Origin of the sequence: Gordonibacter sp. 28C (genome assembly GCF_003339845.1) — a bacterium.
In the GTDB taxonomy this organism is placed as follows: Bacteria; Actinomycetota; Coriobacteriia; order Coriobacteriales; family Eggerthellaceae; genus Gordonibacter.
In genome coordinates this window covers 376,477-401,535 of the sequence record NZ_PPTR01000002.1, presented here as the reverse complement: position 1 = coordinate 401,535, position 25,059 = coordinate 376,477, and the positions used below count along the sequence as shown (strand labels likewise).

At 66.3% G+C, this 25,059-nt stretch carries 12 protein-coding genes; 9 read left to right on the top strand and 3 right to left on the bottom strand.

The annotated features are described in order from the left end of the window. The first annotated feature begins 107 nt into the window (after nucleotides 1-107). The 3 genes from pheS (at nucleotide 108) to C1878_RS03985 (ending at nucleotide 4,906) form a co-directional block, all read left to right on the top strand. Complete coding sequence (pheS, locus tag C1878_RS04000) at nucleotides 108-1,160, top strand: phenylalanine--tRNA ligase subunit alpha (protein WP_369833498.1); 1,053 nt, start codon at nucleotides 108-110, stop codon at nucleotides 1,158-1,160. Nucleotides 1,161-1,450: 290 nt separating this feature from the next. Then, a complete protein-coding gene (gene pheT, locus C1878_RS03990) occupies nucleotides 1,451-3,928 on the top strand; it encodes a phenylalanine--tRNA ligase subunit beta (protein WP_114600403.1) in 2,478 nt (825 codons plus the stop codon). Between the two features lie 114 nt (nucleotides 3,929-4,042). After that, nucleotides 4,043-4,906, top strand: a complete 864-nt coding sequence (locus C1878_RS03985) for a DegV family protein (protein WP_114600402.1) — start codon at nucleotides 4,043-4,045, stop codon at nucleotides 4,904-4,906. Nucleotides 4,907-4,941: 35 nt separating this feature from the next. On the opposite strand, the gene C1878_RS03980 is transcribed toward C1878_RS03985, so the two are convergent. Further along, on the bottom strand, nucleotides 4,942-5,766 hold the full coding sequence (locus tag C1878_RS03980) for a hypothetical protein (protein ID WP_114600401.1): 825 nt from the start codon (nucleotides 5,764-5,766) through the stop codon (nucleotides 4,942-4,944). Between the two features lie 237 nt (nucleotides 5,767-6,003). Here C1878_RS03980 and C1878_RS03975 point away from each other — a divergent pair, with 237 nt between their 5' ends. Then, nucleotides 6,004-6,888, top strand: coding sequence for a methionyl aminopeptidase (locus tag C1878_RS03975; RefSeq protein WP_114600400.1), 885 nt, complete (start codon nucleotides 6,004-6,006; stop codon nucleotides 6,886-6,888). Nucleotides 6,889-6,997: 109 nt separating this feature from the next. Here C1878_RS03975 and C1878_RS03970 read toward each other — a convergent pair whose 3' ends face one another. After that, a complete protein-coding gene (locus C1878_RS03970; protein ID WP_114600399.1) occupies nucleotides 6,998-8,416 on the bottom strand; it encodes a sensor histidine kinase in 1,419 nt (472 codons plus the stop codon). 10 nt (nucleotides 8,417-8,426) lie between these two features. Beyond that, on the bottom strand, nucleotides 8,427-9,146 hold the full coding sequence (locus tag C1878_RS03965) for a LytTR family DNA-binding domain-containing protein (protein ID WP_114600398.1): 720 nt from the start codon (nucleotides 9,144-9,146) through the stop codon (nucleotides 8,427-8,429). Nucleotides 9,147-9,678: 532 nt separating this feature from the next. Between C1878_RS03965 and C1878_RS03960 the strand changes: the two genes are divergently transcribed. The 5 genes from C1878_RS03960 to C1878_RS03940 all read left to right on the top strand — a co-directional run bounded on the left by C1878_RS03960 (nucleotide 9,679) and on the right by C1878_RS03940 (nucleotide 25,058). Then, a complete protein-coding gene (locus C1878_RS03960) occupies nucleotides 9,679-20,955 on the top strand; it encodes a fibronectin type III domain-containing protein (protein WP_114600397.1) in 11,277 nt (3,758 codons plus the stop codon). 297 nt (nucleotides 20,956-21,252) lie between these two features. After that, a complete protein-coding gene (locus C1878_RS03955) occupies nucleotides 21,253-21,996 on the top strand; it encodes a TVP38/TMEM64 family protein (RefSeq protein WP_114600396.1) in 744 nt (247 codons plus the stop codon). 423 nt (nucleotides 21,997-22,419) lie between these two features. After that, nucleotides 22,420-23,283: a hypothetical protein gene (locus C1878_RS03950; protein ID WP_114600395.1), complete on the top strand. Its 864-nt coding sequence runs from the start codon at nucleotides 22,420-22,422 to the stop codon at nucleotides 23,281-23,283. A gap of 4 nt (nucleotides 23,284-23,287) precedes the next feature. After that, nucleotides 23,288-23,515, top strand: coding sequence for a hypothetical protein (locus C1878_RS03945; protein WP_114600394.1), 228 nt, complete (start codon nucleotides 23,288-23,290; stop codon nucleotides 23,513-23,515). A gap of 346 nt (nucleotides 23,516-23,861) precedes the next feature. Further along, a complete protein-coding gene (locus C1878_RS03940) occupies nucleotides 23,862-25,058 on the top strand; it encodes a glutamine amidotransferase family protein (protein ID WP_114600393.1) in 1,197 nt (398 codons plus the stop codon). The last annotated feature ends 1 nt before the right edge of the window (nucleotide 25,059 follow it).

Sequence of the window (25,059 nt, the reverse complement as noted above, 5' to 3'; positions counted from 1 at the left end):
GGAGCAATCCCTTTACGAACCAGGGCGAGAGAAGGCTCTTTTTCATGTGCGCTCGCTGGGGGCGGCGCGGGGAAGAGACGGAAAGGAAGCGCGAGGACATGGGTATCGTGGACGAGGTGGCGGCGCTGCGCGAGCAGACGCTCGCCCGGATAGCGCAGGCGGCCGACACGGCCGCGCTCGAGCAGGTGCGCATCGGGGTGCTGGGCAAGGCGGGCACGCTGACGGGGCATCTGCGCAGCATGGGCCAGGTGGCCAAGGAGGAACGCGCCCAGGTGGGCAAGACGGTGAACGAGGTGCGCGTCGCCGTGGAAGAGGCGCTGGCCGCGCGCAAGGCGGCCCTCGACGCCGCCGAGCTGGCCGCCGCCATCGACGCGGCCGCCGTGGACGTGACGCTGCCGGGCCGCGCCCAGCAGATGGGCACGCGCCACCTCATCAACGCCATCACCGACGAGGTGTCCGAGATATTCCTCGGCTTGGGCTACACGGTGGCTCACGGCCCCGAGGTGGAGACCGACTACTACAACTTCGAGGCCCTGAACGCCCCGGCCGACCACCCCAGCCGCAGCTTGGCCGACACGTTCTACGTGGTCGACCGCTCCGGCGAAGCGTCCAGCGTGCGCGGCGAGTCCGACGTGCTGCTGCGCACCCAGACCTCGGGCGTGCAGGTGCACGCGATGGAGGACCGGGAGCTGCCCATCTACGTCATCGCGCCGGGCAAGGTGTACCGCCGCGACGTGGCCGATCCCAGCCACCTTCCGCAGTTCCACCAGATCGAGGGTCTGGTGGTGGACGAGGGCATCACGTTCGGCGACCTAAAGGGCACGCTCGACTACCTGTGCAAGCAGGTGTTCGGCGAGGAACGCAAAACGCGTTTCCGCGCGCACTACTTCCCGTTCACGGAGCCGTCGGCCGAGGTGGACGTGAGCTGCGGCATCTGCCACGGCGAGGGCTGCCGCATGTGCAAGGGCACCGGTTGGCTGGAGATCCTCGGCTGCGGCATGGTGGATCCGAACGTGCTGTCCATGTCGGGCATCGACCCGGAGAAGTACTCCGGCTTCGCGTTCGGCATGGGGGTGGAGCGCATCGCCTGCCTGAAGTACAACGTGCCCGATCTGCGCATGCTGCTAGAAGGCGACATGCGCTTCCTCAGGCAATTCTGAGGTTTCTGGCGGGGCGCTCGGCGATGCCCAGTCGCTCGGGCAGTCCTGCTCGCACGAAACGCCCGCTGGGCGTTTCGGCTCGTGCGGAACTCGCTTGGTGGGCACCGCCGAGCGCCCCTTCGCACGATCTGCGCTGCTGCAGGCGCTGTCGTTAGAGGGGCAAGCGGGTCTGCCGGCCTTGGGGCGTTCAGGCGGGCAAGCGCTTGTTGAGAGGAAAGACCTCGTAGGGGCGATCTCCTGATCGTCCGTTCCGGCGGAGCCGGAAAACGTGAACGGATAGGAAGCGAACGATGAAAGTATCACTCAAATGGCTCTCTGAGTATGTGGACGTGCCGGCGGACACGAAGGCGTTCTGCGACCGGCTCGATCTGACGGGCACGGGCGTGGAGGCGGTGGAGAAGACCGGCGCGGCGCTCGACGGCGTGGTCGTGGGATTCGTGGAAACGTGCGAGCAGCATCCCGACAGCGACCACATGCACGTGGTAGGTGTGGACGTGGGCGCGGGTGAGCCGGTGCAGATCGTGTGCGGCGCGCCGAACATCGCGGCCGGCATCAAGGTGCCGGTGGCCTGCGTGGGCGCGGTGCTGCCCGGCGACTTCAAGATCAAGAAGTCGAAGCTGCGCGGCGTGGCCAGCAGCGGCATGTGCTGCTCCGGCCGCGAGCTGGGGCTCTCCGGCGACCACTCCGGCATTATGGTCCTGCCCGAGGACGCGCCGGTGGGCATGCCCATCGCCGACTACCTGAAGCTGTCCGACACGGTGCTCGACCTGGAGATCACGCCGAACCGCCCCGATTGCCTCTCCATGGTGGGCATGGCGCGCGAGGTGGGCGCCATGTACCGCACCGACTACGAAAGCCCGCTTGCGGACATGGCGGCGAAGCTGGAGCTGGACGCCGCCGCGGCGCCCGTGGACGAGCAGGTGAAGATCACCATCGACGACGCGGTGCGCTGCCCGCGCTACACGGCGCGCGTCATCCGCGGATGCAAGGTGGGCCCGAGCCCCGATTGGATGGTCGAGCGCCTGGCGGCCATCGGCCAGCGCTCCATCAACAACATCGTGGACGTGACGAACTACATCCTGTTCCTGTTCGGCCAGCCGCTGCACGCGTTCGACCTGGCCAAACTGAAGAACGCCGACGGCCTCGCGCACATCGTGGTGCGCGCGGCGCAAGACGGCGAGCGCCTGACGACGCTCGACGGCGAGGACCGCGAACTCACGTCCGACATGACGGTGATATCCACGCCGGAGCTGGGCGCGGTGGCGCTCGCGGGCGTCATGGGCGGGCTGGACACCGAGGTCACGGACGAGACGGTGGACATCCTCTTGGAGGCCGCCACGTTCGAGGCCGGCCGCACGAGCCGCACGAGCCGCAACCTGGGCCTGTTCAGCGAGAGCTCCATGCGCTACGAGCGCGGCGTGGACGACCACGGCATCGCGGAGCGCTCGGCTGCGGCCGCCGCGCTCATGGTGGAGGTGGCCGGCGGCACGGTGTGCGCCGCCGCCGGCAACGACGAGGGCGTCGTGGACGAGTGGCCGGCATCCTCCACACCTTGCGACCTGCGCTTCCGCATTCCGCGTTTCTGCGCCATGATGGGCGCCGACATCCCGCGCGCCGACATCGTCGACATCCTGGCGCGCCTCGGCTGCGCGGTGAGCGAAGATCCGGCGGGAGACGCCGACGTGCTGGCCGTGACGGCCCCCACGTTCCGCCCCGACCTCGAGCGCGAGATCGACCTGTACGAGGAAGTGCTGCGCCTGTGGGGCATGGACCGCATCCCGTCCACGCTGCCCGGCGGTCCCGGCCGCGTGGGCACCCGCTCGCACCTGGAGCACGTGCTGGACACGGTCAACGACGTCATGCGCGCGAGCGGCCTCAACGAGACCATGACCTACTCGTTTGCCGAGCCGGGCGACCTCGACCGCCTGCGCATGGCGCCCGAGGGCCTGGGCGAGCCGGTGGAGCTCATCAACCCGTTGAACGCCGACCAATCCGTCATGCGCCAGAGCATCGTGCCGGGCCTCCTGCGCAGCGTGGCCTACAACCAGAGCCGCGGCGTGAAGAACGTCCAGCTCTACGAGATGGGCATGGTGTTCTTCGCGCACGAGGGCCGCAAGCAGCCCAAGGAGCGCCGCCGCTTGGCGGGCGTGCTCGCGGGCGCCATGCGCGACGCGGGCTGGAACGACCGTCCCGCCGCGTTCGACTTCTTCGACGGCAAGGGCGTGATCGAGAGCCTGGCGCGCGAGCTGGCGCTGCCGAAGCTGCGCTTCAAGGCGCTCGCCGCCGATGAGGCCCCGCACCTGCAGCCTGGGCGCGCGGCCGAGGTGCTCTCCGGCGGCACCGTGCTCGGCTGGGTGGGCGAGCTGCACCCGCTGGCCGTGGACGCCTTCGAGGCCGCAGCGCCCGTAGTGGCGTTCGAGCTGGACGTGGAGGCGCTCGCGAAGGCGGCGCGCCCCGCGCGCGACTACGTGGACGTCCCGGCGTTCCCGGCCGTGTCCATGGACGTGGCCTTCGTGGTGGACGAGGGCGTTTCCCACGAGAAGCTCGTGCAGTGCATGAGCTCGGCGGGCGGCAAGCTGCTGGAGGACGCGCGTCTGTTCGACGTCTACCGCGACGAGAAGCGCGTGGGCGCGGGCAAGAAGTCGATGGCCTACGCCCTCACGTACCGCGCGGCCGACCGCACGCTCACGAGCGACGAGGTGGACAAGGCTCATGAGCGCTTGGTGAAAAAGGTGTGCGGGGCCACCGGCGCCGAGGTGCGCGGCTAGGTAATCCACCATAATGGATCGACATGCGAGAAACGGGCGTTGCGGCCGGGGGGCCGCTCGCCCGCATCGAGCGACGGGGAGCCCCGTCGCTCATTGTTTGAAGGGGTGGCTCAGGTGGGGAAGAACGTCGCGGTCGTCACGGACACCAACAGCGGCATCATGCAGGAAGAGGCCGATCGGTTGGGCGTGTTCGTCGTCCCCATGCCCTTCGTCGTGGACGGCGAGGAGTGCTTCGAGGGCGTGAACCTGGACGCCGAGCGCTTTTACGCGCGCCAGACGGAGGGCGCCGACATCGTCACGTCTCAACCGTCCATCGTCGATTTGGGCAGGCGTTGGAAGGAGCTGCTCGAGACGCACGACGAGATCGTCTACATCCCCATGTCGAGCGGCCTTTCGGGATCGTGCGAGACGGCGCGCCAAGTGGCCGAGCATTGCGGAGGGCGCGTGCACGTGGTGGACAACCAGCGCATCTCGGTCACGCAGCGCGAGGCGGTGCTCGACGCGCTGCGCTGGATAGACGAGGGCAAGTCGGCGGTTCAAACCTGCGCGCTTCTGGAGAGCACGAAGCTGGACGCCAGCATATACCTGATGGTGGACACGATGTCCCATCTGCGCAAGAGCGGCCGCATCACCCCGGCTGCGGCGACTGTCGGCTCGGTGCTCAAGATCAAGCCGGTGCTGCAGATACAAGGCGAGAAGCTCGATGCGTTCACGGTGGCCAAGACGTTCAAAGCGGCGAAGCGCACCATGATCAAGGCCCTTGCGGCCGACATCGGCAAGCGCTTCGGCGAGGCGGCCGACGTGCACCTCTACGTGGCGCACACGAACCGGGACGAGGACGCCCAGGCGTTCGCCGACGAGGTGCGCGCCCATTTCGGCACGCCCGACGTGTACGTCGACCGCCTGCCCCTGAGCATCGCCTGCCACGTGGGCCCCGGCGCCCTGGGCATCGGCTGCTCGAAGCGCCAGTTCGCGTAGGGCGGGCTGCCGGCCCCGCGCGTCAACCTTGCGCGTCAGCCCTGCGCGGATGCGGCCGTCGCCGGCTCGTATATGCCGATGGCCTCCATCAGGCTCGTATCCCCCGAGCTCAGCACGCCGTCGCGCGTGTAGAAGGCGAGCGAGTACGTGGTGGAGCTGTACGAGGAGGACTCGCCTTCCAGCCGCTGGCTCCAAACGTCCAGCCGCCACAGCACGCCGGCGCCCCCTTCGGGGCAGGTTCCGATGCGCGTAACCTCGTGCCGGTCGAACCGGTAGTTGTCCACGACCGTGCGCGACAACTCGTTCTCGCAGCCGGCCGCTTCCAACAGCGAAGCGCAAACGGCCTCCGCCTCGTCCTCGCTTGCGAGCGGAGCCGTCACGCTCATGCTGATCGCCTGGGGGCGCCTTCCCTCGAGCATGAGGTCGGGTGTGGTCTCGCCTCCGCCGACGCTCGTGTGCAGGCGCGTGGTCGAGCCGACGGGCGAAAGCGGCGTGTCGGCGGACACGCTTTTCCAAGCCCCGGTGGGAACGCCCATCTCGTATTCGAACCCGAGGCGCTCCAGGGTTGCGGGGACCTCCGCAGGGTCGAGCGAGAGGATGGTGCCAAGGTCGTAGGCGGAGGCGATCGAAGCGGGGTCGACGCCGTATGCGGGCTGCGCAACGGCCTTGCCTCGGTCTCCCTCGGTTTCACGGTGCGCGTCTTCGCGGTCGCGCACCTGCCCGCCGAAGGGTTCGGGCGAGATGGAGCCGTCCGCGCCGCCGCTTTCCCGAGGGGCGGCGCCGCACCCCGCAATCGCTGCGCAGGCGAAAGCGAGCACGACGCACCAGGCGATCGGGGCGAAACGAGGTTGCTGCGGCATGGGGCGCTTCCTTTCGACGGGGGCTTCACGGCGCCTTCGCGCGGTCGGTGCGACCGTCCGCCAAGGCGAAGCCGCGCGACAGCCCGGCCATTATCAGTAACACGATTTCGCCGGCTGAATTGTCGGGTTTTCGTACGTTCATCCTTCCAAGCGGCTGCGGAAACGGCGGATCGCGCCCTTCTGCCTGTTCGCTCCGTCTAACAAGCGGTACAATGGCCGCGAGCGAAAGGAATCAGCATGTACGACGGTGAGGAACAGCCCGGGCGCAACGACGCGTGTTGGTGCGGCAGCGGGCGCAAGTACAAAAAATGCCACCTGGACTTCGACGAACGGCTGCAGGGCCTGTACGAGCAGGGCTTCGAAGTGCCCGAACGCGCGCTGTTGAAGAGCGCGGCCGACATCGAGGGCATCAAGCGCAGCGCGGCCATCAACATCGGCGTGCTCGACCACGTGGCCGAGCGCATCGGGCCCGGCGTGACCACCGAGGAGGTGGACCGCTGGGTGCACGACTACACGGTGGAGCACGGCGGCATCCCGGCCGACCTCAACTACGAAGGCTACCCGAAGAGCGTATGCACCTCCCTGAACGAGGTGGTGTGCCACGGCATCCCCTCCGAGGACGACGTGCTGCAAGAGGGCGACATCGTGAACGTGGACTGCTCCACCATTCTGGACGGCTATTACTCCGACTCTTCGCGCATGTTCTGCATCGGCGCGGTGTCGCCGGAACGCCAGCGCCTGGTGGACGAGACGAAGAAAGCTCTGGAGGCCGGGCTCGCAGCCGTGAAGCCCTGGGGGCTGCTCGGCGACGTGGGCGCGGCGGTGAAAGCGCATGCGAACGCGTGCGGCTTCTCGGTGGTGCGCGAGTTCGGCGGCCACGGCATCGGCCTCGACTTCCACGAGGACCCGTTCGTGAGCCACGTGTCGGATCCTGGCACGGGCATGGTGCTGGTGCCGGGCCTCGTGTTCACCATCGAGCCCATGGTGAACGCCGGCAAGCAGGAGATCGACATGAGCGACCCGAACGGCTGGACCGTGCGCACCGCCGACGGCAGCGACACCGCCCAATGGGAAGTGCAGCTGGTCGTGACCGAGGACGGCTACGAGCTGCTGTCCTGGTAGGCTCCGCCGCAACGGGCTCGCATTGTCTCCCCAAAGACGCGTTTTTCGCAGCAAAACCGCGCCTTTGGGGAGACAATGCGTGTTCTGACGGGCCGTGAGCGCCCGGCGCTTACCTTTGCGCGCGAGAACAGGTGGTCGCGGTAGCAGCCGCGCACTGCGTCCGCTCCGGCCGCAGCAGCAGCTGGATCTCGGCGACTCCGTCCTCGGCCTGCGCGCGCACTTCGCCGCGATAGCGGTGCGCAAGCGCCGATACCGACGCCAGGCCGATGCCCTCTCCGGCGTGCTTGGTCGAGCGCGCCGCATTCGCCAGCACGCCGTCCGGCGCAGCGGTTGCGAGCGAGCGGGCGTCGGCGTCCGTGCAGCTGTTGCGCACCGACACCAGCACGGATCCGCCAGCGACCACCCGGGCCTCCACGCACAGGAGCAGTTGCGGCGCATTCCCCGCGCCCGCCACGCGCTCGCAGGCTTCCACGGCGTTCTCCAGCAGGTTGGCCAGCGCCATGCAGAAGTCGGCTTCGGGCAGCGACAGGCGCTCGGGCAACGCGAGCGCGAACGACGTCTCGGCACCGCACGCACGCGCCCGTTCGGCGAAGTGAGCCGCCACGGCGTCCACAGCGAAGTTCGACGCGTAGGCGGGCCGCTCTCCTTCCGCGCCGATCGCTCCCTGCTCGTCAAGGAACGCGCGTAGGCCCTCTGCGTCGTTCTCTTCGGCGAACGAGCGGATGACCAGCAGCTGGTGTCGGAAGTCGTGGCGCGCCTTCGCCGTGTCGCGCAGCGTGCGCTGAAGGCTTTCGTAGCGCACGTGCTGCATGCCTTCCAGCTGCGCCGCCTCGCGCAACCGCGCGTTCTCGCGGGTGGTGCGCAACGCCGAGAACAGCACGAGGTACGACGCCGCCAGCAGAAAGCCCAGCACGGCCACGGTCAGCGCGTAGAGACCGTTCGCCCACGTCGAGACAAACTCCACCGCGTAGGCCAGCGCGTACAGCGCGTTCGCCGTGATGAAGAACGCCGCCGGAAGCGCGGCCAGGCGACGCCAGAACGTGCGGTCGTCGATTTGCTCGACACCCCAGCGTATCGTGCGCGCAAACAGCGGCGCCAGCGCCAGCGGTCCCAGCGAACACACGGCTGCGTCGAGCACGCGCCGCGCTCCGAAGCTCCACTCGAGCGCCACGGTGCGCAGCAGCACGTCGTAGACGAGGATGGCGATGGATGCGGCCGTTATGGCGCTGAAGAACACGAACAGGCGCTTGCCCCAGGACAGTCGCGTGAGCGCCGCAAGCGAGGCGAGAGAGACGGCCAACAGGGGGATGGTGGCCCACGTGCCCGCCTCGTCGGCGAAAAGCACCACGCCCACACCGGAGACAAGGCTGCTGGCAACCACGATGCCCAGCGCGATGCCCACGGTGGTTTTCAGCGAGAAGCGCAGCCGTCCGCGCACGGCAAGCAGCATGAGGAAGAACATCGACAGGAACGTGGGCGTGTTGCGCACGACGTACCACAAGATGCCTTCCGCGACGCTTCCCGACATGCCCGCCTGCCTATCTTCGCGCGTTCGAGAACAGGTAGTCGAAGTAGCGGCTGCGCGCTTCGGTGCGCGACGATTGGCGCACGGGCAGTTTCGTGCCGTCGTCCATGAGGAAGCAGCCGTCGTCGGTGAGGTCGTCGGCGTGGGCGAGGTTCACCATGATGCCGCGGTTGCAGACGAACAGCTGCGGATAGGGGGTCACCATGTCCGCGAGCCGGCTGAATGATTGGCGCCAGCGCAGCGGCCCGTTCACGGTGCTGAGGTTCAGGTAGTGCCCGTCGGCGGTGATGGACCGCACCTGCGACAGCGGCACGTTCACCGCCGTGGCGCCGTCGTGCACGCGCAGCACGGTCTCGTCGCCGGCCAGGCGCGCGATGGCCTCGTCGAGGGCGGCGGCGATGTCGCCAGGCGAGAAGGGCTTGGTCAGGTAGTGGAACGCGCGCACGCGGAAGCCGTCCACGGCGTGCTCGCTCGATATGGTGGTGAAGATGATGAGGCCGGGGTAGTTCTCTCGCCGCAGCTGCTCGGCCACCTCGATGCCATTGGCCCCGTCCAGGTACACGTCTAGGAACACGAGATCGAAGGCGAGCGTGTCGGGGGTCTCGAACAGCTCTTCGCCGCTGCTGAAGCGGTCGATCTCGCAGGTGCGCCCGCGCTTCTCCAAATGGGAACGCAGCGTCTGCTCGAGGGTTTCGGCGTCACGGGCGCAATCGTCGACGATGGCGATTCTCATCGGTCTCTTTCTACGGTACAGGCCGGCAGGGAAGGGCTCGCCTGGACGGCGCGCATCGCTTGTGCGGGGCGTCATTCGAGCCTCCTTTCCATTTTGGCGGTATCGTCGAAGGTCGACGGATGTTTTCGTGCCAGAATACCGTGTTTCGTGCCAGCCTGCGCGAAGGCGGGGAAACGCCTTCATGTGGGTGACCGTCTGGCGGACAGTATAATGCAACGACTGCCCCCAATGGGGACAGTCTGCGATTGGGACGTTTTCGCCCGAAAAACACGCCTCGTGCGCTGAAGCGCGTTTTCAGGCGAAAATGCGATCCGCATCGCATGGGCAGCATGCAATTCGAAGGGTTGCCTGCACGCTCCTTGCTGCTCGCCGTTTGCCCTCTGGGGCGCATTCTCGCTGCCTCGCCGCTGGCGGCGTGGGCGCCCTGCTTTCGTGCCACATCGTCTCGTTTCGTGCCAGAAAGCGGTTTTCGCTCTCGCACCTCGGTAAACTTTCCTTTGAGTTGTGCTTTCCTGCGAGAACGAGGTGCGGTATGGGTCAGATATGCAAGCGTGAACACGGAAGCAAGCAAGCGGCGCTCGCAGCGCTGGTGGCAACGGGCCTGTTGGCGGCGGTGCTGGCGCTCGCCGGCCTTGCGGCTCCCGCGCCCGCCTACGCGGCCGGGCTGCAAGGCAAGGGCACCGCCGACGACCCCGTGCTCATCTACAACACCGACGACCTCATCGCGTGGTGCAGGGATATGCTGAACCCCCTGCCCGATGAAGATGAGTACAACCAGCACGCCCGCCTCATGGCCGACCTCACCGAGGGCCACGGCGGCGTTGTCACCGACGACGTCATCGGCAAAATGAGCCACAACAACCTGAAAGTGGCCGAGTTCGACGGCAACGGCCATCTCATGGAGCTCCAGATCACGGGCAAGAATGGCGGCGCCCTGTTCGTCACGGGCGGCAAGCCGAGCGACGCGGGCGGCCCCACCGTTATCAAGAACCTCAACATCATAGGCCAGGTGCAGAACGCGAACCAGCACGGCGGCGGCACCAGCCGCGCCGCCACGCTGTTCGAGGCAGTCGGCCAAGACGAAAAAGGCGCCAGGCACGACCGTTGGCTCGAAATCCGCGATTGCACGAACCAAGCATCCGTGGCTGGCGACGATGCCGCGGGCGGCTTCATCGGCAAGTACTACGACCACGGAGAAGGCAGCCTCGTCATCGAGGGCTGCGCGAACTTCGGCGATATCTCTGCCGACGGCGGCGCGGGCGACAACAGCGGCTTTGCCGGCGGCATCGTGGGCTACATCAAAACGACGAGCCCCTCGGTCCCCTGCACCTTGCAGCGCTGCTCCAACAACGGCGCCATCACGGCGCTCAACACACGGGGCGCCTGCAGTGCCGGCGGCGTGGTAGGGTATATGTACGTCGAGGAGAGCCAAGGGTACGATCTCGGCTACTGCTTCAACCAAGGAGCCGTCACCGTCAGCGGAAGCACCAGCCATGCCGGCGGCGTGGTGGGCCTCCTTGACGGACCGAACGTCGCCCTCCCCGCCACCACGGCATGCTACAGCACGGGTCAGATCGAGGCTGCGGCTGCTGCGAACAGCGGCGGCATCTTCGGCGGCCTCAACGTCTCGTCGCCCCTTTCCAAGTGCTTCACCTTGACCGGCAGTGTGCAGGATGAAAGCCACGCCAGCAGCGATCTCAACGGAACCTTCAGATACCGGTACGAATTCATGACCGACGTGGCTTCGGATATGGATTATGACGTATACGCAGGTGGTAGCCACCATACCTGCTTGAAGTATCCCGAGTACGATTTTCCGATGCTCAGGGGCGTGGCCACCGGCAAGAAGATCACCTTGACGTGGGTGATGCCCCTGAACGGCGAATCGACGCAGAGCGAGTGCTATTGGAACACGGTTCCAGACAGTATGCCCACCATGGAAGCGCCCGAAGGCTACCGGTTCGTCTACTGGACGACCGAAGCTCCCACGGCCGGCACCTGGGATACACCGCCCGCAGAGTACAAGGCGGACGAGAACGACATCTACGACCGCATCTACGGCGGCGACGATCACGTGTTCTACGCCTACTGCGTGCCCAACTCCTACACCGTCGAGTTCGACCTGAACGCGCCCAGCGACCAGAAACAATGCAGGATGCAGCCGGCAGCGCCGGCCACCAAGACGGTTATGGAAGGCGAGCCCCTCGGCGCGCTGCCCGTTTGCACAAACGGTCAGACGGTGGAGAACGGCGGCCGCGCCTTCCTCGGCTGGGTCACTGCCTACGATGATGCAACCAACACCGAATCCTTCTGGGTTGACGAGAACACCGTGCTCGATGCACCTTCCGACCGCAAGCTCACGCTGTACGCGCAATGGGGCACGCCAAGGCTGTCTGCGTTCGTGATCACCTCGCAGCCCGAAGACTGCGTCGTTTCCGCCGCAGCCGACGCCCCTCGCGAGGCTCGCGAGGCCACGTTCAGTTTCGCCACGAATTACAAAACGTCGAACTACGACTATTTCGACGCGATGCTGCAGAAGAAGGTGGCCGGCACTTGGGTGGACGTGAAGTACGCCGGGCGCAACAAAACCTCGTGCACCATCGACGTCGATTATCCCGACCAGGCGGCTCTCGAGTATCGCTTCAGGATCGAGTACCGAGACTCGGATTACGAAGGCTTCATCGCCACCACTTCGGCCAACATCGTGCTGGATATTCCGGTGACCACGGCGCGGATAACCTCCATCAATCCGTTGGACGACACCGCTGCCGACAAGGTTTTGGGCACGCACAGCTACGATATCAACGTGGAGCTCAGCGATATCGTCGAGCTCATGGGAGCGTACAAGTACCGCTATGCCCATACGGCGTGGATAGAGGGAGGCCCCGACAACATCGTCACGGATAAGGGATACTACGAGGACTTCCCCTTCACGATGGAGAACCAAACCCTGCGAGAAGGGCAGACCTACACGCTGTGCGTGGCGCACGTGGTCAACAAGGTCAACGCTCTGGTCTACGAGGGCGAAAGCGAGCCGTACCGCGTGGAGTTCACGGTGCCGTACTCCGACAGCGTGGTGACCGACATCACGTCGGCGCAAGTGACGAAAGATCCCGTGGTGAAGGACGGCAATCCGGTCGACTTCAACGCCGACTACTCGGTGCCCCTCGAAGGGACGTTCAACGTGGTGGCAGACGCGCAATGGGCGCAGCCCGTCACGCGCGGGGTGACCGCCCAGTGGCAGTACAAGCCCAGCGGCGGGAGCTGGACCGACGTGCCCGACGAGTACTACGCCGAAGACGGCAGCGGCATGACGTGGAACGGCGACAAAACCGCAGCGCGCATGCACGCCTCGTTGAACGCCAAGGCGGCGCTCAACGGCGCGCGCTTCCGGGTGAGGCTGTCCACGCCGCCGGCAACCGCCGATGCGGCGAGCGGCGCCTCGGCGAAAGACTTGGTTGTGAACGTTCCCACGCCGGTGCTGGGCGAGCCGAAGGTGACGAACGACACGCACCTGAGCCTTTCATGGGCGTGGGAAGACGGCGCAGGGAACACGTTGGCGAACGACGGCTACTACGTGAAGGTGGAGAGCGAGTACGGCTCGGGTGGCGGATATTCGCGCACCGACCACGTGTACGCGAACACCTATGACGCGACCCTCAATTCCCAGGTCGACTACACGGTGAAGGTGTGGGCCTCCGTGGACGGCCTGCAAGGGCCGTCGTCGGAAACGACCTTCAAAACAACCGGTCCGATGGAGCTTACGTGGCGGTACGACTATCTCACGTACTACCTCGCCGAAGGCAAGAACGACTACCTCAGCGTACAACACAGCTGGGCGAAGTACAACGACGGCAAGCATGCCGCCCGCTACGAGTGGCAGCTCAGCAAAGACGTGAGCGACCCTGCCACGTTCGACACGTTCGCTGTCACCGAGGCCAACGAAGCGAAGTTCCCGGCCTCTTTCAAGAGCGACAAGCAGCCGTGGGACGTCGAAGAAGCGCAATGGGTGCGCGTGAGCGCCGCAGTGTGGGAGCTTGACGACCAGGGAGAGCCGGCGCGCGAGGTTGAGGGGACAAGGGCGTATGCGACGCCCGTCCCCATCGTCCACGAAACCACCGCTCCGCAGAACGTGAGCGCGCGGGACGTGGGATCGCACAGCGCGACGATATGCTGGGACGCGCCCGATAAGGGCCTGGTGCGCGAGTACCAGGTGGAGGTAGGCGGCCAAAAGCGGATCGTCGAGGCGAAGGAAGGCCAGACGAGCTACGCGGTGACGGTCGACGGCCTTGCAAGCAACAGTTCGTCGGAGGTGAAGGTTTCCACGTTCGACCCCCGCAAGGGCACGGACTACTCCGGCGTGATCGCCTCCACGTACAGCTCGGTCACCACGCTGCCCAGCCCCGAGGCGGGCACGTGGACGGCTGCGGCCAACCCCGATACGGTCGATCTGACCGACACCGTCACGCTTTCGGCCTCCTACAAGGCGAACAGCGGATCATTCGAGAGCGCCGAGGTGCAGTGGTACTCCTGGCGCGAGGGCGACGAGGCGTGGGAGCCCGTCGAGGGCAGCGAGATGACGTTCAACGGTGCCGACCAAACTCACACCGCAACCTTCGACTACCGGGTGATGTCGGACGATTACGGGCGGCAGTGGAAGCTGGGCGTGAAGGCCGGCACGCCCGACGAGCACGTCACGGGCAGCTCGAACGCGGTGACGACGGCGCTCACGCTGTCCGCTCCTACGAAGGTTACGCTTGGAGAATCCACCACCACCAGCATCCCGGTTACGTGGGATGCGGTCGAAGGGGTCGAGGGCGACGACAGCGGGTACTTGGTTCAGCGCGAGCTGATAAGGGACAACTACATAGTGGGCATCCACACATATCGCCTGAACGCGAGCGATCTCGATGTGGACGGGGACGGGAACCTGCACTACGTGATGGAGAACCTGAAGCCCGATACGGAGTACCGTGTGGCCGTCGCCGTGTTCGCGGGCAGCGTGAGGAGCGACTACAAATACCAGTACACGAACGGGAAAACGAAACCGGTGGAGGTCCGCCCGCCCGTCTTCGTGGAGGTGCCGAAGTCGAAGAAGCCCGATGCGTTCAACGATGCGACGTTCGATGCGAAGGTGGCCGTCGAACCCGATCAGGGCGAGCTCGAGTACCGTTGGCAGCGCAAGGAGCCGGGCGAGCAGGAATTCACCGACGTCGTGCTTGGGGATAAGTATCAAGTCTCGGCCTACAACTATTCCGATGGGCTCGGAATAACGCTTGCGGTGAAGAATGTGGAAGCGGCCGATGTGGGCGCGGCGTTCCGCTGCGTGGCAGCGCATGTGCGCGACGGCCAGCGGGCGGAAACGATCAGCGGGGCGGCCTATCTGTACGTGGACGTGCAAGATCCGCAGAGCGTGCAGGCGACGGCGCAGGGCTCCACGACGGCCGAGGTCACGTGGGAACCGGCCGGCTTGGTGCGCCGCTTCACGGTGGACTACCAGCGCGAGGGGGGCGGCGACGCCAGCTGGCAGCAGAGCGTCGTCACCCTCGACAGCGACGCGGAGCACGGCTCTTGTCTGCTGGAGGGGCTGGCTCCGAACACGAAGTACCTGGTCAAGGTGACGGCCGCGCCGCAAGCCGGCTTCTCGTCGCAGGCGGTGGACGCATCGTTCACCACGAAGCCCGCAAGCGAGCTTGCCACGGCGACGGTTTCGGCCACGCCCGACGACAAGGTGGTGGATCCCGGCACGCAAGTGACGTACAAGGTTGAGACGAACGTGGACGGCAAGCCGGGGGAGGCGCTTTCCTACCGTTGGCAGTACAACTCGTTCGGCGAGGGCTGGTACGACGTGGACGGCGCGCCCAACGCGAACGAGCTCGCGGTCACGGCGCCCGATGCGGGCACGGCCATAGGCTACCGCTGCATCGTCGCGTCCAGCAAGGACGGCGGCGACGAAACCAGCGTGACCAGCTCCGCAGCGCTTTTGCTCACGCGCGTGGCCGTGGAGCCGCCCGTGCGGCTTGCGGCCGAAACGGACACGACCTCGGCCCACCTGTCCTGGGAGGGCAACGACGTGCGCCCCGCTGCCTACGAAGTGCAGTACGCGGAAGGCCCCACGCCGCCCGAAGACGGCAGCGACGCCTGGGTGAGTGTGGAGAACGTGGGCGAGGGCACGTCGTGCGACGTGGAGGGCCTCGCCCCCAACACCGTGTATTCGTGGCGCGTGCGCGCCGTGGTGCGCGACGAGCTGCGTTCCGACTGGGCGATGGGCCAGTCGTTCACCACGCTCGCTGAAACGAGCGCGCTGACTGCCGTGTCGGTGACGCCGCGGTGGGGCGTGTCCGAGGTGAAGGACGTTGCGGGCGTCGATTACGCGGTGACGACGAACTTGGACAACATCCAGAGCGAAGAGGCGCTGTCCTACCAGTGGCAGCGAAGCGACACGGGCGACGCGTGGGAGAACATGGATGGTCAAGCCAAGCGCGCCTTCACGGCGACGGGCTCCAGCGTGGTGCCGCACAGGTGCTTCTACCGCTGCGTCGTAACGGCCAGCAAGGGCGGCGAGACGCTGAAAACCCTGGCCAGCGAACCGGTGAGCTTCATGACGGTGCCGAAGACCCCCACGGGCCTCAAGGCTGACGGCATCACGGCCACCGCGGCGAGCCTTGCGTGGACGCCTTCCCTGTACGAAGGCGACGGGCTGTCCTACGAAGTGCTCTGGCGCCAGGTGGGAACCGTGGACTGGCAGAGCGACAGCAGCGGGCGCGAACCTGCATACGCGTTGAGCGGCCTCATGCCGGCCACCACCTACGAGTGGTGCGTGCAGGTGATGAACGGGAATGCGCCCTCGGCGGCGCGTTCGGCAACGTCGACGTTCGTCACGCAGTCGCTGCGCCCCCTGCTCACGCGCGTGGTGGTGGATCCGGTGGACCAGACGCTCGACCACGACGGGCAGGCTGTGCTCACGGCGTACACGAACGTGGATGCCACAGCCGAACCAAGGGAAATGACGTATGAATGGCAGAAGCGGCCGATCGGCTCTGATGAGAACGCATGGGAGACTATCTCCGGCGAAGATACCCACACCATAACCCTTGGCACCAACGTGGACGGGTTCGTGCGCTGCAAGGTGACGTACAACCCCAACGGGCTTGTCAACGAGCCGTTGGCCGGGTTCCCGATGTTCAGCGACGAGGCGCGCGTGCGCTTCATGCCCACGTTGCCTGCTGACCTTGCGGCAAGCAACACGACGCAGACGACGGCTGCGCTTGCATGGACGGCGAGCCAGAGCCAGGGGCTGAGCGGCTACGAGGTGGAATACCGCGCCGTCGGCACCGAGGCGTGGAACGCGCTGACGTCGGGCGCGGCGGAAACGTCGGTTGAGGCGAAAGACCTGACGCCGGGCACCGTGTACGAATGGCACGTGCGCGCCTTGGCGTATGCCGACGCGGACGAGCTGTACACCGACTGGGCAGACGCCGCGCCGTTCGCCACGCAGCCGGCCGATATCGTGCTCTCGAAGGTGGAGGTCGCGCCGAGAACCACCAGCGTCATGGTGGACACCGGCAGAACGATCACGCTCACGGCGACCACCGATGCAGACGCCGCAGAGACGCTTGAGCACCAGTGGCAGAGCAAGAAGGGTTCCTACGACTGGGCTGACGTGAACGGCGCAACGGCCGCCACGCTGGAGGTTTCCACGAAGGATATGACGGCCGGTGAGTACGGCTACCGCTGCGTGGTCACGGCCACGCGCGACCATGCCGGCGAGCCGAAGAAGGTCGAAAGCGGCGAGGCGGTCGTGACGGTGACGCCCGTCGCGCCGACTGATCTTTCCGTCACTGATCTTCACAGGGTTCACCCCGATAATCCCGATCGAAGGCAAGTTGAGGGCACGTTCCACTTTGCGTGGGACGGCGCCTTCGACCAGCCGGATGAGGTGCAGTTCGAGATAAGCTATCAAAAGATCGCAGGAGATGGTGCCCCGGCAGATTGGAAAATCGAAACGTTTCCGTACGACAAGAGCATGGCGTACGTGATAGGGTCGATGGAAGACGAGGGTCTCACCTATCAGTGGCGCGCGCGGGCCGTGCAGAACGGCGTGGCGTCGCCTTGGTCGGAGGTTGAAACGTTCAACACCACGCTGAAAGAGCCCGAGGAGCTCGATTGGGTGGAGGTGACGCCGTCCGACAAGCTGTTGAGCACGACCGATTCGGTCACGCTGGAGGCGCGCACGAACGCGGACAAGGAGAGTAAAGACACCCTCGCGTATGTATGGGAGTGGTGCGAGCTCGCCGATGATCCTCGCAAGATATCCGACGAGGATTGGTCGACAATCGACGACGAAAATTCGGACACGCTCACGCTTTCCCCGGACGAGCAGAAACCGACCAACAACAAGGCGAACCGCTACGTGCGCTGCCAGGTGACGCAGACTATCGACGGCGTGCCCGGCGACCCGGTGGCCAGCAACCCGGCGCGCGTGCGCGTCGAGCCGCTGCCGCCGACCGGTCTTACCGCATCGATAGGAGGTAGCGCTTACAACAACTACACCGTTATTCTTCGTTGGGATTGCGATGACTCGCGCGCTGGGGGCCCGAGAGATGATAAGAAGGTGTTCGGCTTTGACGTGAGCTATCGCAAGGTTAGCACAAGCGAGTGGGTGGAGGTGCCGTGGCAAAGTTATTACGACTGGACTTCGAGCACCTTGCCTTCGTCTTCTCTGGAGGCGGATGCGACCTACGAGTGGCGCGTGCGTTCCGCGCTGAGCAATAACTTGGGAGGTTGGGCTGCGGGTGGCCCGCACACGGAGTGGGTGTACGGCTCGACGTTCACCACGCCGAAGGTCGACGTCACGCCCACGACAGCGGCGGCGGTCATCGGAAACGGGCGCACCATCACGTTCACGGCCACACCCAATGATGCCGCGGTCAACGGGAAGGCAATAGAGTACACGTGGCAGCGCAACGACGGCACGGGGTGGAAAACGGTGCCGAACGCGCCGAACGCGCCCACACTGAACGTCGTGGCCGACGACGCGACCGCAGCTGGAACGAGCAGGTATCGCTGCGAGGTTCACGTGGACAATTTGCGCTATACGACAAGCAACGAGGTCTCGCTGACGCTCGCGCCCGCTGCTCCCACCAATCTGACGACATCGAATATCGAGTCGAGCACGGCTTCGCTTGCATGGGATTGGACCAGCGGGGCTTTGGCGGCCGATCGGTTCGAGGTTTTCTATCGCGAATCCGGCACCGAGAAATGGTACGCGGCGGAGGTTGGCGACGGCGCGAAAACCTACACGCTTGAGGGCTTGGAGCCCCAGACGGCCTACGAGTGGTACGTGCAGGCCGTGCAGAAAGACGGGTTCAAGTGGGATGAATTGAAGAAAGACGTGAGGTCGCTTCCGTCGTCGATGGGCGTGTTCGCCACGTCTTCGGAGATTCCCCCGCTGACGCTTGAGGCGGTGGCGGTGAAGCCGGCCGACCAGACGCTCGATCCTACCGACCGGGCAACGCTCACCGCGTCCACGAACCTTGACGGCGTGGTGGTGAAGGACGCGCTTGCGTATACATGGGAGAGGCGCGCGCTCGACTCCGACCCGAGCGACGATAACGCGTGGGAGCTTATCGAGGGCAAGGACGCGCGCGAGGTGCAGCTTGATGCCGGCACGAGCGGCTACGTGCGTTGCACGGCGACGTACACGCCTGTTTCGGGAGATGCGCAAACGCAGATCAGCGACGAGGTGCGCGTGGTCGTGCGCACGCTGCTCGATGCTCCCACCGACTTGTCGGCTAGCGTGAACGGCAGCGACGAGGCCGCGCTCTCGTGGCAGTACCTCGGCACGCTGCCGACGGGCGGCACCTTCTCGCTGTCGTACCGGGTGGCGGACACGAGTGAGTGGACGGTGGTGGGCGGTATCAAGGAGTCGCCCTACACCTTGAACGGCCTTGCGTCCAACACGACGTACGAATGGCGCGTGTGCGCGGTGTCCGTCGACGGATTCGCGTCCGAATGGGCGAGCGGGGAGAAGTTCACTACTTCCGCGTTGAACAGCACGCTTGAGAGCGCTGCCGCGGCACCGCTGAGCGCGGAGGCCGTGGCGGGGGAGAGCGCGCTGGTTGCCGACTTCTTCGTGAAGGATATCGTCGGCGGCGAGGGCGAGGCGCTGGCCTACCAGTGGCAGAGCAAGGTGGGCGCCACGTGGGTCGACCTGCCCGGCGAGAACGGCGAGAGAACCCATCTGTCGGTTGCCACCTGGGAGGCGGGGAAGTACGCCCTGCGCTGCGCCGTCACCGCGACGCCGACAGGCGGCACGCCGAAGACGGTGTACAGCGACGAGGTGTCCCTCGCGCTTTCGCCGATGGTGCCAGGCGGCCTTGACGCGCGAGAAGTGACGAGGGATACAGCCACGCTCGCATGGACGTGGGCGGGGCCGGGTACGGCCGATTCGGTCGAGTTCAACGTCCAGTATCGCGAGGAAGGTGCTTCAGATACTGATTGGGTCGAGGTGCCCGCAGGGCAGATCGATGCTGCGAACATGACTTGCTCCGTCGACGGCCTTGTGTCGGGCACGTCCTACGAGTGGCAGGTGCAAGCCGAGCAAGGCGGCCAGACGAGCGGGTGGTCCGAGTCGAGCGGGTTCGTCACGCTGTCGGGCGGGTCGCTCAAGATCGCGCGCATATGGCCCCCCGACGTGGTGGTTGCACCGGACAAGCAGGCGAGTTTCGCGGTGTTCACGAACCGCGGGGATGCCGAGGACGTTTCGTATGAATGGCAGTACCGCGCGCTCGATTCCCTCGAGGACGCGTGGGAGACCATCCCCAACGCGACGGGTCGGATCTTGAAGCTTGACGCCAATACGTCCGGCTACGTGCGCTGCGTGGCCAGGCAGGCGGCCCCGGCGGCCGAGATGGCTGAGGTGGCCGAGGTCGTTGAGACGCCTGAGATGTCCGCGGCGCCCGAGGCGAACGAGACGCTTGGGGCGAACGAGGTGCCTGAGGTCATCGAGACGTTTGCGGCGACGGAGCCGGCGGTCGTGTACAGCAATCAGGCGCGCGTGCGCGTGGAGCCCCATGCGCCGAGCGGTCTTGCGGTGAGCGAAGTCGGGTTCAGGGACGCCGCGCTTTCGTGGGCGGCCAGCGACGCGCCCGACGGCACGTATACGGTTGCCTACCGGGTGGCCGGAACGGACGAGTGGACCGAGGTTGCCGACTTGTCGACGCCCGCGTATGCGCTGGAAGGGCTGGTTCCGGGCACGCGCTACGAGTGGCGCGTGCAGTCGGTCGCAATCGTGGGCGGCGACCCGCTGGCGTCGGAGTGGGCGCACGGCGATTCCTTCACCACGCAGGCGTTGAAAACCTATCGGGTGACCGCCGGTGCCGACGGCACTTGGAAGCCGGGGCAGCCGGGCCTGTCGTTCACCATCGACGCCCCGCGCGACGAGTTCCAGTCCGTGACGGTTGACGGCGTCAAACTCGTGCTCGGCACGGACTACACGCTGGCGGACGACGGCATGACGGTGACGCTGTCGCCCGACTACCTGGCAAAGCTTGCGGTGGGCAAGCACGCGCTGGTGGCGACGTTCGCCAACGGCACGGCCTCCACGTCGTTCACCGTGGCCTCGGTCGATCCTGGCCCCACGCCCAACCCGAATCCGCCCACGCCGACCCCGACGCCGGTCAACGGCGACGGCAACGGCGGCAAGGTGCTCGCCCCCACCGGCGACCCGCTCGCCCCGGTGCCGGTCGTCGCGGCCGCGCTGGCTGCCGCCTGCGTCGCCCTCGTCGCCCGTCGCAAAATGTCCTAATGGGGGACAGTCCCCCATTAGGACAAAACGGCCCGGCACCGTTCCCTGGTGCCGGGCCGTTCCTTTCCCTCCTGCCATCCAGCGACAATCTGCATCCCGCGCCCCCTCCGGCTCGTCCCCGATGTCCCAATTGGGGACAGTCCCCAATTGGGACATTCGCAGAGGCTTTCGCGCTATAGCGGGAGCCAACTTTTAAGCGTGCTTCGGCGGCTTTCGCTACAGCCCCTTTGCGGGAGGTTGCCAAGTTGTTTCTCCGTCCCGACGCCCGCATCGCTTCGGCGTACGACAATTCATGGCATGGCGAAAAGCGAAAACAATGGGGCACTGCGCGGGCGACGGAAAGCGTTCGTCCTGGTTGTCGCGTGCGTTGCCGCAGCCGTTGCCGTGCTGGCGGTTCTCTACGGACGGGACGCGCTCGCCTATCTTGCCGACGGGCGCCGCGTGCAGGAGCAGGCAGCCCGTTTGGGGCCGGTGGCGCCTATCGCCTTCGCCGCCCTCGTCGTCGTGCAGCAGCTCTCTGCGTTCATTCCGGCCGAGCCCTTCGAGCTGGCGGCCGGTTACGCGTTCGGCTTTTGGGAGGGCGCGCTCGTCTACCTTGCCGGGAGCGTGTTCGGCACCGCCGCCATCATCGTGGTCGTGCGCCTGGTGGGCGACCGTGTGCTCAGGCTGCTCGTGTCCCCCGGAAGGCTCGAGCGGTTCGAGCGATTGGGCGACTCGCCGCGCTTCGAGCTGCTGTTGCTCGTCTACTTCCTCGTCCCGGTCGCGCCGAAGGACGTCATGACGTACGCGGCGGCGCTCGCCGGCGTCAAGCCGCTGCGCATCCTGCTCATCACCACGGCGGGGCGGCTTCCCTCCATAGCCGCCTCGGCGCTGGCCTCGTCGCTCGCGGCGGGTGGCGACTGGCGTGCGGCCGCCTTCGTTGCCGGAGGCATCGCCGCGTTCGTCGTCGCCGGCGCGGCGGTGTACTACCGCATGCGCAGGCGCGAGGAGACGCGAAGGGATGCCGACGGCCATTCGGGTGCGGGACGGGGCGACGGCTGAGATCCAGACTATGTTTCGCGCGAAAGAAGATAGGGCGAACAACGGAAAAGGTGAAAAGAGCGCTGCATTTTTGCAAATTTCACAAGCAAACGTTCGTATAATATGCTACAATGTCAACGAACGAAAGAGCCAGTGCAAGCGCTGCCATTCCCTTCGCCGAAGGCGACGGCGCAGCCCATAGATGGCGACGGTGTTCCGCGTCGCCCGTACCACGCTTGCAGGATCCTCTCAGCCCAGGAACCCAAGGGAAGCGAGGTGTCTTGCCATGGTCGCGTTTGCGATGTCGGCAGGGTGTGGGAAGTCGGCCGTGTGCGGCCGCCGGTGCGGTTTCTCTGCTGCGAACGGCCGGTGTCTTCATTCCTCCCGCGCGTTTGCGGAACCCGGCACGTGCTTCGATGCGGGCGGCGTTGGAAGGCGGGCGTCATGAGCGCCGCGAGCCTTTGGGATCGTGCGCGCCTGCGCCCCGGCGACCTGCCCACGCTCCAAGAAGCGCTCGACGCATGCGACCGGCACCTTTTGGAGCGGGTCATCCTCGAGGAATTCGCTTGCCGCGGCGCCTGCGTCGACGCGAAGCGCCTCAAGCGCATGCGCCGCCGTCTCGACGCGTCGCTCGACGCCATGAGCACCCTTCGGGTCGAGCGGGGGCCGAACAAGGGATGGGTGCTGGCTCCGCGCGAGTCGTACGTGCTCGACGCGCGCGAGGCGTCGATAGCGTGGCGGCTTTGCGCCGCGCTCGTCCCGCGCTACGACGTGGCCGCCGCCAAGCGTCTGCTCGACGCCTCCGGCGGGCAAGCGGCTTCGTACAAGCAGGTGAAAGCGGCCGACCGTCGCCTGCGTTCTCTGGCGGCGGGCGGGAGGGGCTCGTTGGACGAAGACGCTTTCGGAGAGCGGAGCTACGCGCTGTCGCCCTGGGAGCACACGCTTGGCTGCAAGGTGTGGCTTGGGGGCGATTGGCGCACGCGCGAACGCTACCTGGCCCTTGCGAGCGCGTTCTGGGAGATGACGTTTTTCGGCTTCGAGTACGACATGGTCCAAGCGCGCATGGCGCGCGAGAAGGCCGCGCGTCTGGTGGGCTCGAGTCCCGGCAAAGGGGGAGGGCCCCTTCGCTTCGCGAGCGCCCGCCGCTCCGGCGCGGCGTCGGTCGACTACGGCCTCAGCGTCCCCGACCGCTTTTCCGACGATGCGCTCAAGAGCCTTTCGCAGCGCGTTGCGGTGATGAACCATAACGCCCGCCACGCCTTCTACGGGAACATGCTCGATCTCGCGCGCCGCCTGGAAAGGGGTTGACGACATGGATGTCTTGCAGCTGGCCCATGCGGGGAGCGTTCGCTCGCTCGTCCGGCTCGTTCGCGGGTACCCCCGTCCCGTCGTCATCGCGGACGGGGCCGAAGAGGCGGCTGTCGTGCTGTCGCCTGCCGCCTTCGAGGCGATCCTGCTCGGAGGCGGCGAGGGCCGCCTGCCGTCGCCGAGGGGAGGGGCGATGGATCCCCTGCATGCGCTCGACGCGGATGCGGGTTGAGCGAACGGGGTTCGTAACAGAGTCGAAACACGACACATACGTGGCCGAAACATAAGCGCCGTAAACTTGTTGCACCACAGAATGTGGGTGCCTTGCACCCTCGTCTGCCGCCTCGAGGGGGCTTGCGTTTCGCAGGCGATCACCTCGTTGCAATGCAGCAGCTGCGGACGGCGCGTCGACTCGGACCTCCGCGCGTCGCCCCGACAGTCTGCGACGAGGGTGCAAAGCCCCCACATTTCTTATGAACGGCATCAACTGCTCGCAGCGCGCGTCGACCGCCTCCGCTGCGAACGGCGACGGGCCGCCGCGCGATCGGCGCGGCGCTTGCAGACGAGGAGAGTGACCCATGCCACCACGGGATAAACTCCGGGAAGGTGCGATCCGCATCCCATCCGGATGCGCCATAGCCGGCATCATGGACCGAAGCGGACAGCGGCACGGCGGCGACGACATACTGAAGTCGATCGCGCTCATGCACGACCGCAGCAACGGCTTGGGCGGCGGTTTCGCCGCCTACGGCATCTACCCCGAGTACGCCGAGCTGTACGCGTTCCACATCATGTACGAGAGCAAGGATGCGCGCACCGAGACGGAGGCGTACCTCGACGCGCACTTCATGTGCGAGAAGCAGGAGCGCATACCCACCGAAAGCGTGCGCGGCATCCAGGACCCGCCGGACATCTGGCGCTACTTCGCCGCGCCCCATCCGGTGAAGCTCAACATGAGCGGCCTCGACGAGGCCGAGTACACCATGCAGCACGTGTTCCGCATCAACGCCGACATCGACGGCGCGTTCGTGGCCTCGTCGGGCAAGAACATGGGCGCGTTCAAAGGCGTGGGCTACCCCGAGGACATCGGCGAGTTCTACCGTATCCGCGACTACCATGCCTGGTTATGGACCGCGCACGGGCGCTTTCCCACGAACACGCCCGGCTGGTGGGGCGGCGCGCATCCCTTCACGCTGCTGAACTGGTCCATCGTGCACAACGGCGAAATCTCCAGCTACGACGCCAACCGGCGCTACGTCGAGCAGTACGGCTACGACTGCGCCCTCATGACCGACACCGAGGTCATCACGTACCTGTTCGACCTGCTCGTGCGTCGGCACGGGTTCTCTCAGGAGATGGCCGCGCACATCATGTGCGCGCCCGCTTGGGACCTCATCGACAAGATGGAGCCCGAGCGCGCCGCGTTCGAGACGGCGCTTCGATGCGTGTACTCCAGCGCGCTCGTGAACGGCCCCATGTCGGTGATCCTGGGGTCCGACGAGGGGCTGCTCGCGCTGAACGACCGCCTGAAGCTGCGCGCGCTCATGGCGGGCGAGAAGGGCAGCATGGTGTACCTGGCGTCCGAGCAGGCGGCCATCGAGATCGTCTGCCCCGACGTCGAGAACGTGCGCTCCATAGACGGAGGGGTGCCGTTCGTCGTGCAGCTGGACGAGGTCGCCGCACGCAAAGCGGCTGCAAGCCCGTCCGTCGAGGGCGGATCCTGCGTCCCGGCCGTGCGCATGGTGTCGGCCGTCAACGAGAAGAGGGAGGTGTAAG

What these genes read in the sequence shown, in the direction of transcription:
- pheT (WP_114600403.1), top strand. Translation starts at nt 1,451, where the DNA reads ATGAAAGTATCACTCAAATGGCTCTCTGAGTATGTGGACGTGCCGGCG.
- C1878_RS03980 (WP_114600401.1), bottom strand. Translation starts at nt 5,766, where the DNA reads ATGCCGCAGCAACCTCGTTTCGCCCCGATCGCCTGGTGCGTCGTGCTC.
- C1878_RS03975 (WP_114600400.1), top strand. Translation starts at nt 6,004, where the DNA reads ATGTACGACGGTGAGGAACAGCCCGGGCGCAACGACGCGTGTTGGTGC.
- C1878_RS03970 (WP_114600399.1), bottom strand. Translation starts at nt 8,416, where the DNA reads ATGTCGGGAAGCGTCGCGGAAGGCATCTTGTGGTACGTCGTGCGCAAC.
- C1878_RS03965 (WP_114600398.1), bottom strand. Translation starts at nt 9,146, where the DNA reads ATGAGAATCGCCATCGTCGACGATTGCGCCCGTGACGCCGAAACCCTC.
- C1878_RS03960 (WP_114600397.1), top strand. Translation starts at nt 9,679, where the DNA reads ATGGGTCAGATATGCAAGCGTGAACACGGAAGCAAGCAAGCGGCGCTC.
- C1878_RS03955 (WP_114600396.1), top strand. Translation starts at nt 21,253, where the DNA reads ATGGCGAAAAGCGAAAACAATGGGGCACTGCGCGGGCGACGGAAAGCG.
- C1878_RS03950 (WP_114600395.1), top strand. Translation starts at nt 22,420, where the DNA reads ATGAGCGCCGCGAGCCTTTGGGATCGTGCGCGCCTGCGCCCCGGCGAC.
- C1878_RS03945 (WP_114600394.1), top strand. Translation starts at nt 23,288, where the DNA reads ATGGATGTCTTGCAGCTGGCCCATGCGGGGAGCGTTCGCTCGCTCGTC.
- C1878_RS03940 (WP_114600393.1), top strand. Translation starts at nt 23,862, where the DNA reads ATGCCACCACGGGATAAACTCCGGGAAGGTGCGATCCGCATCCCATCC.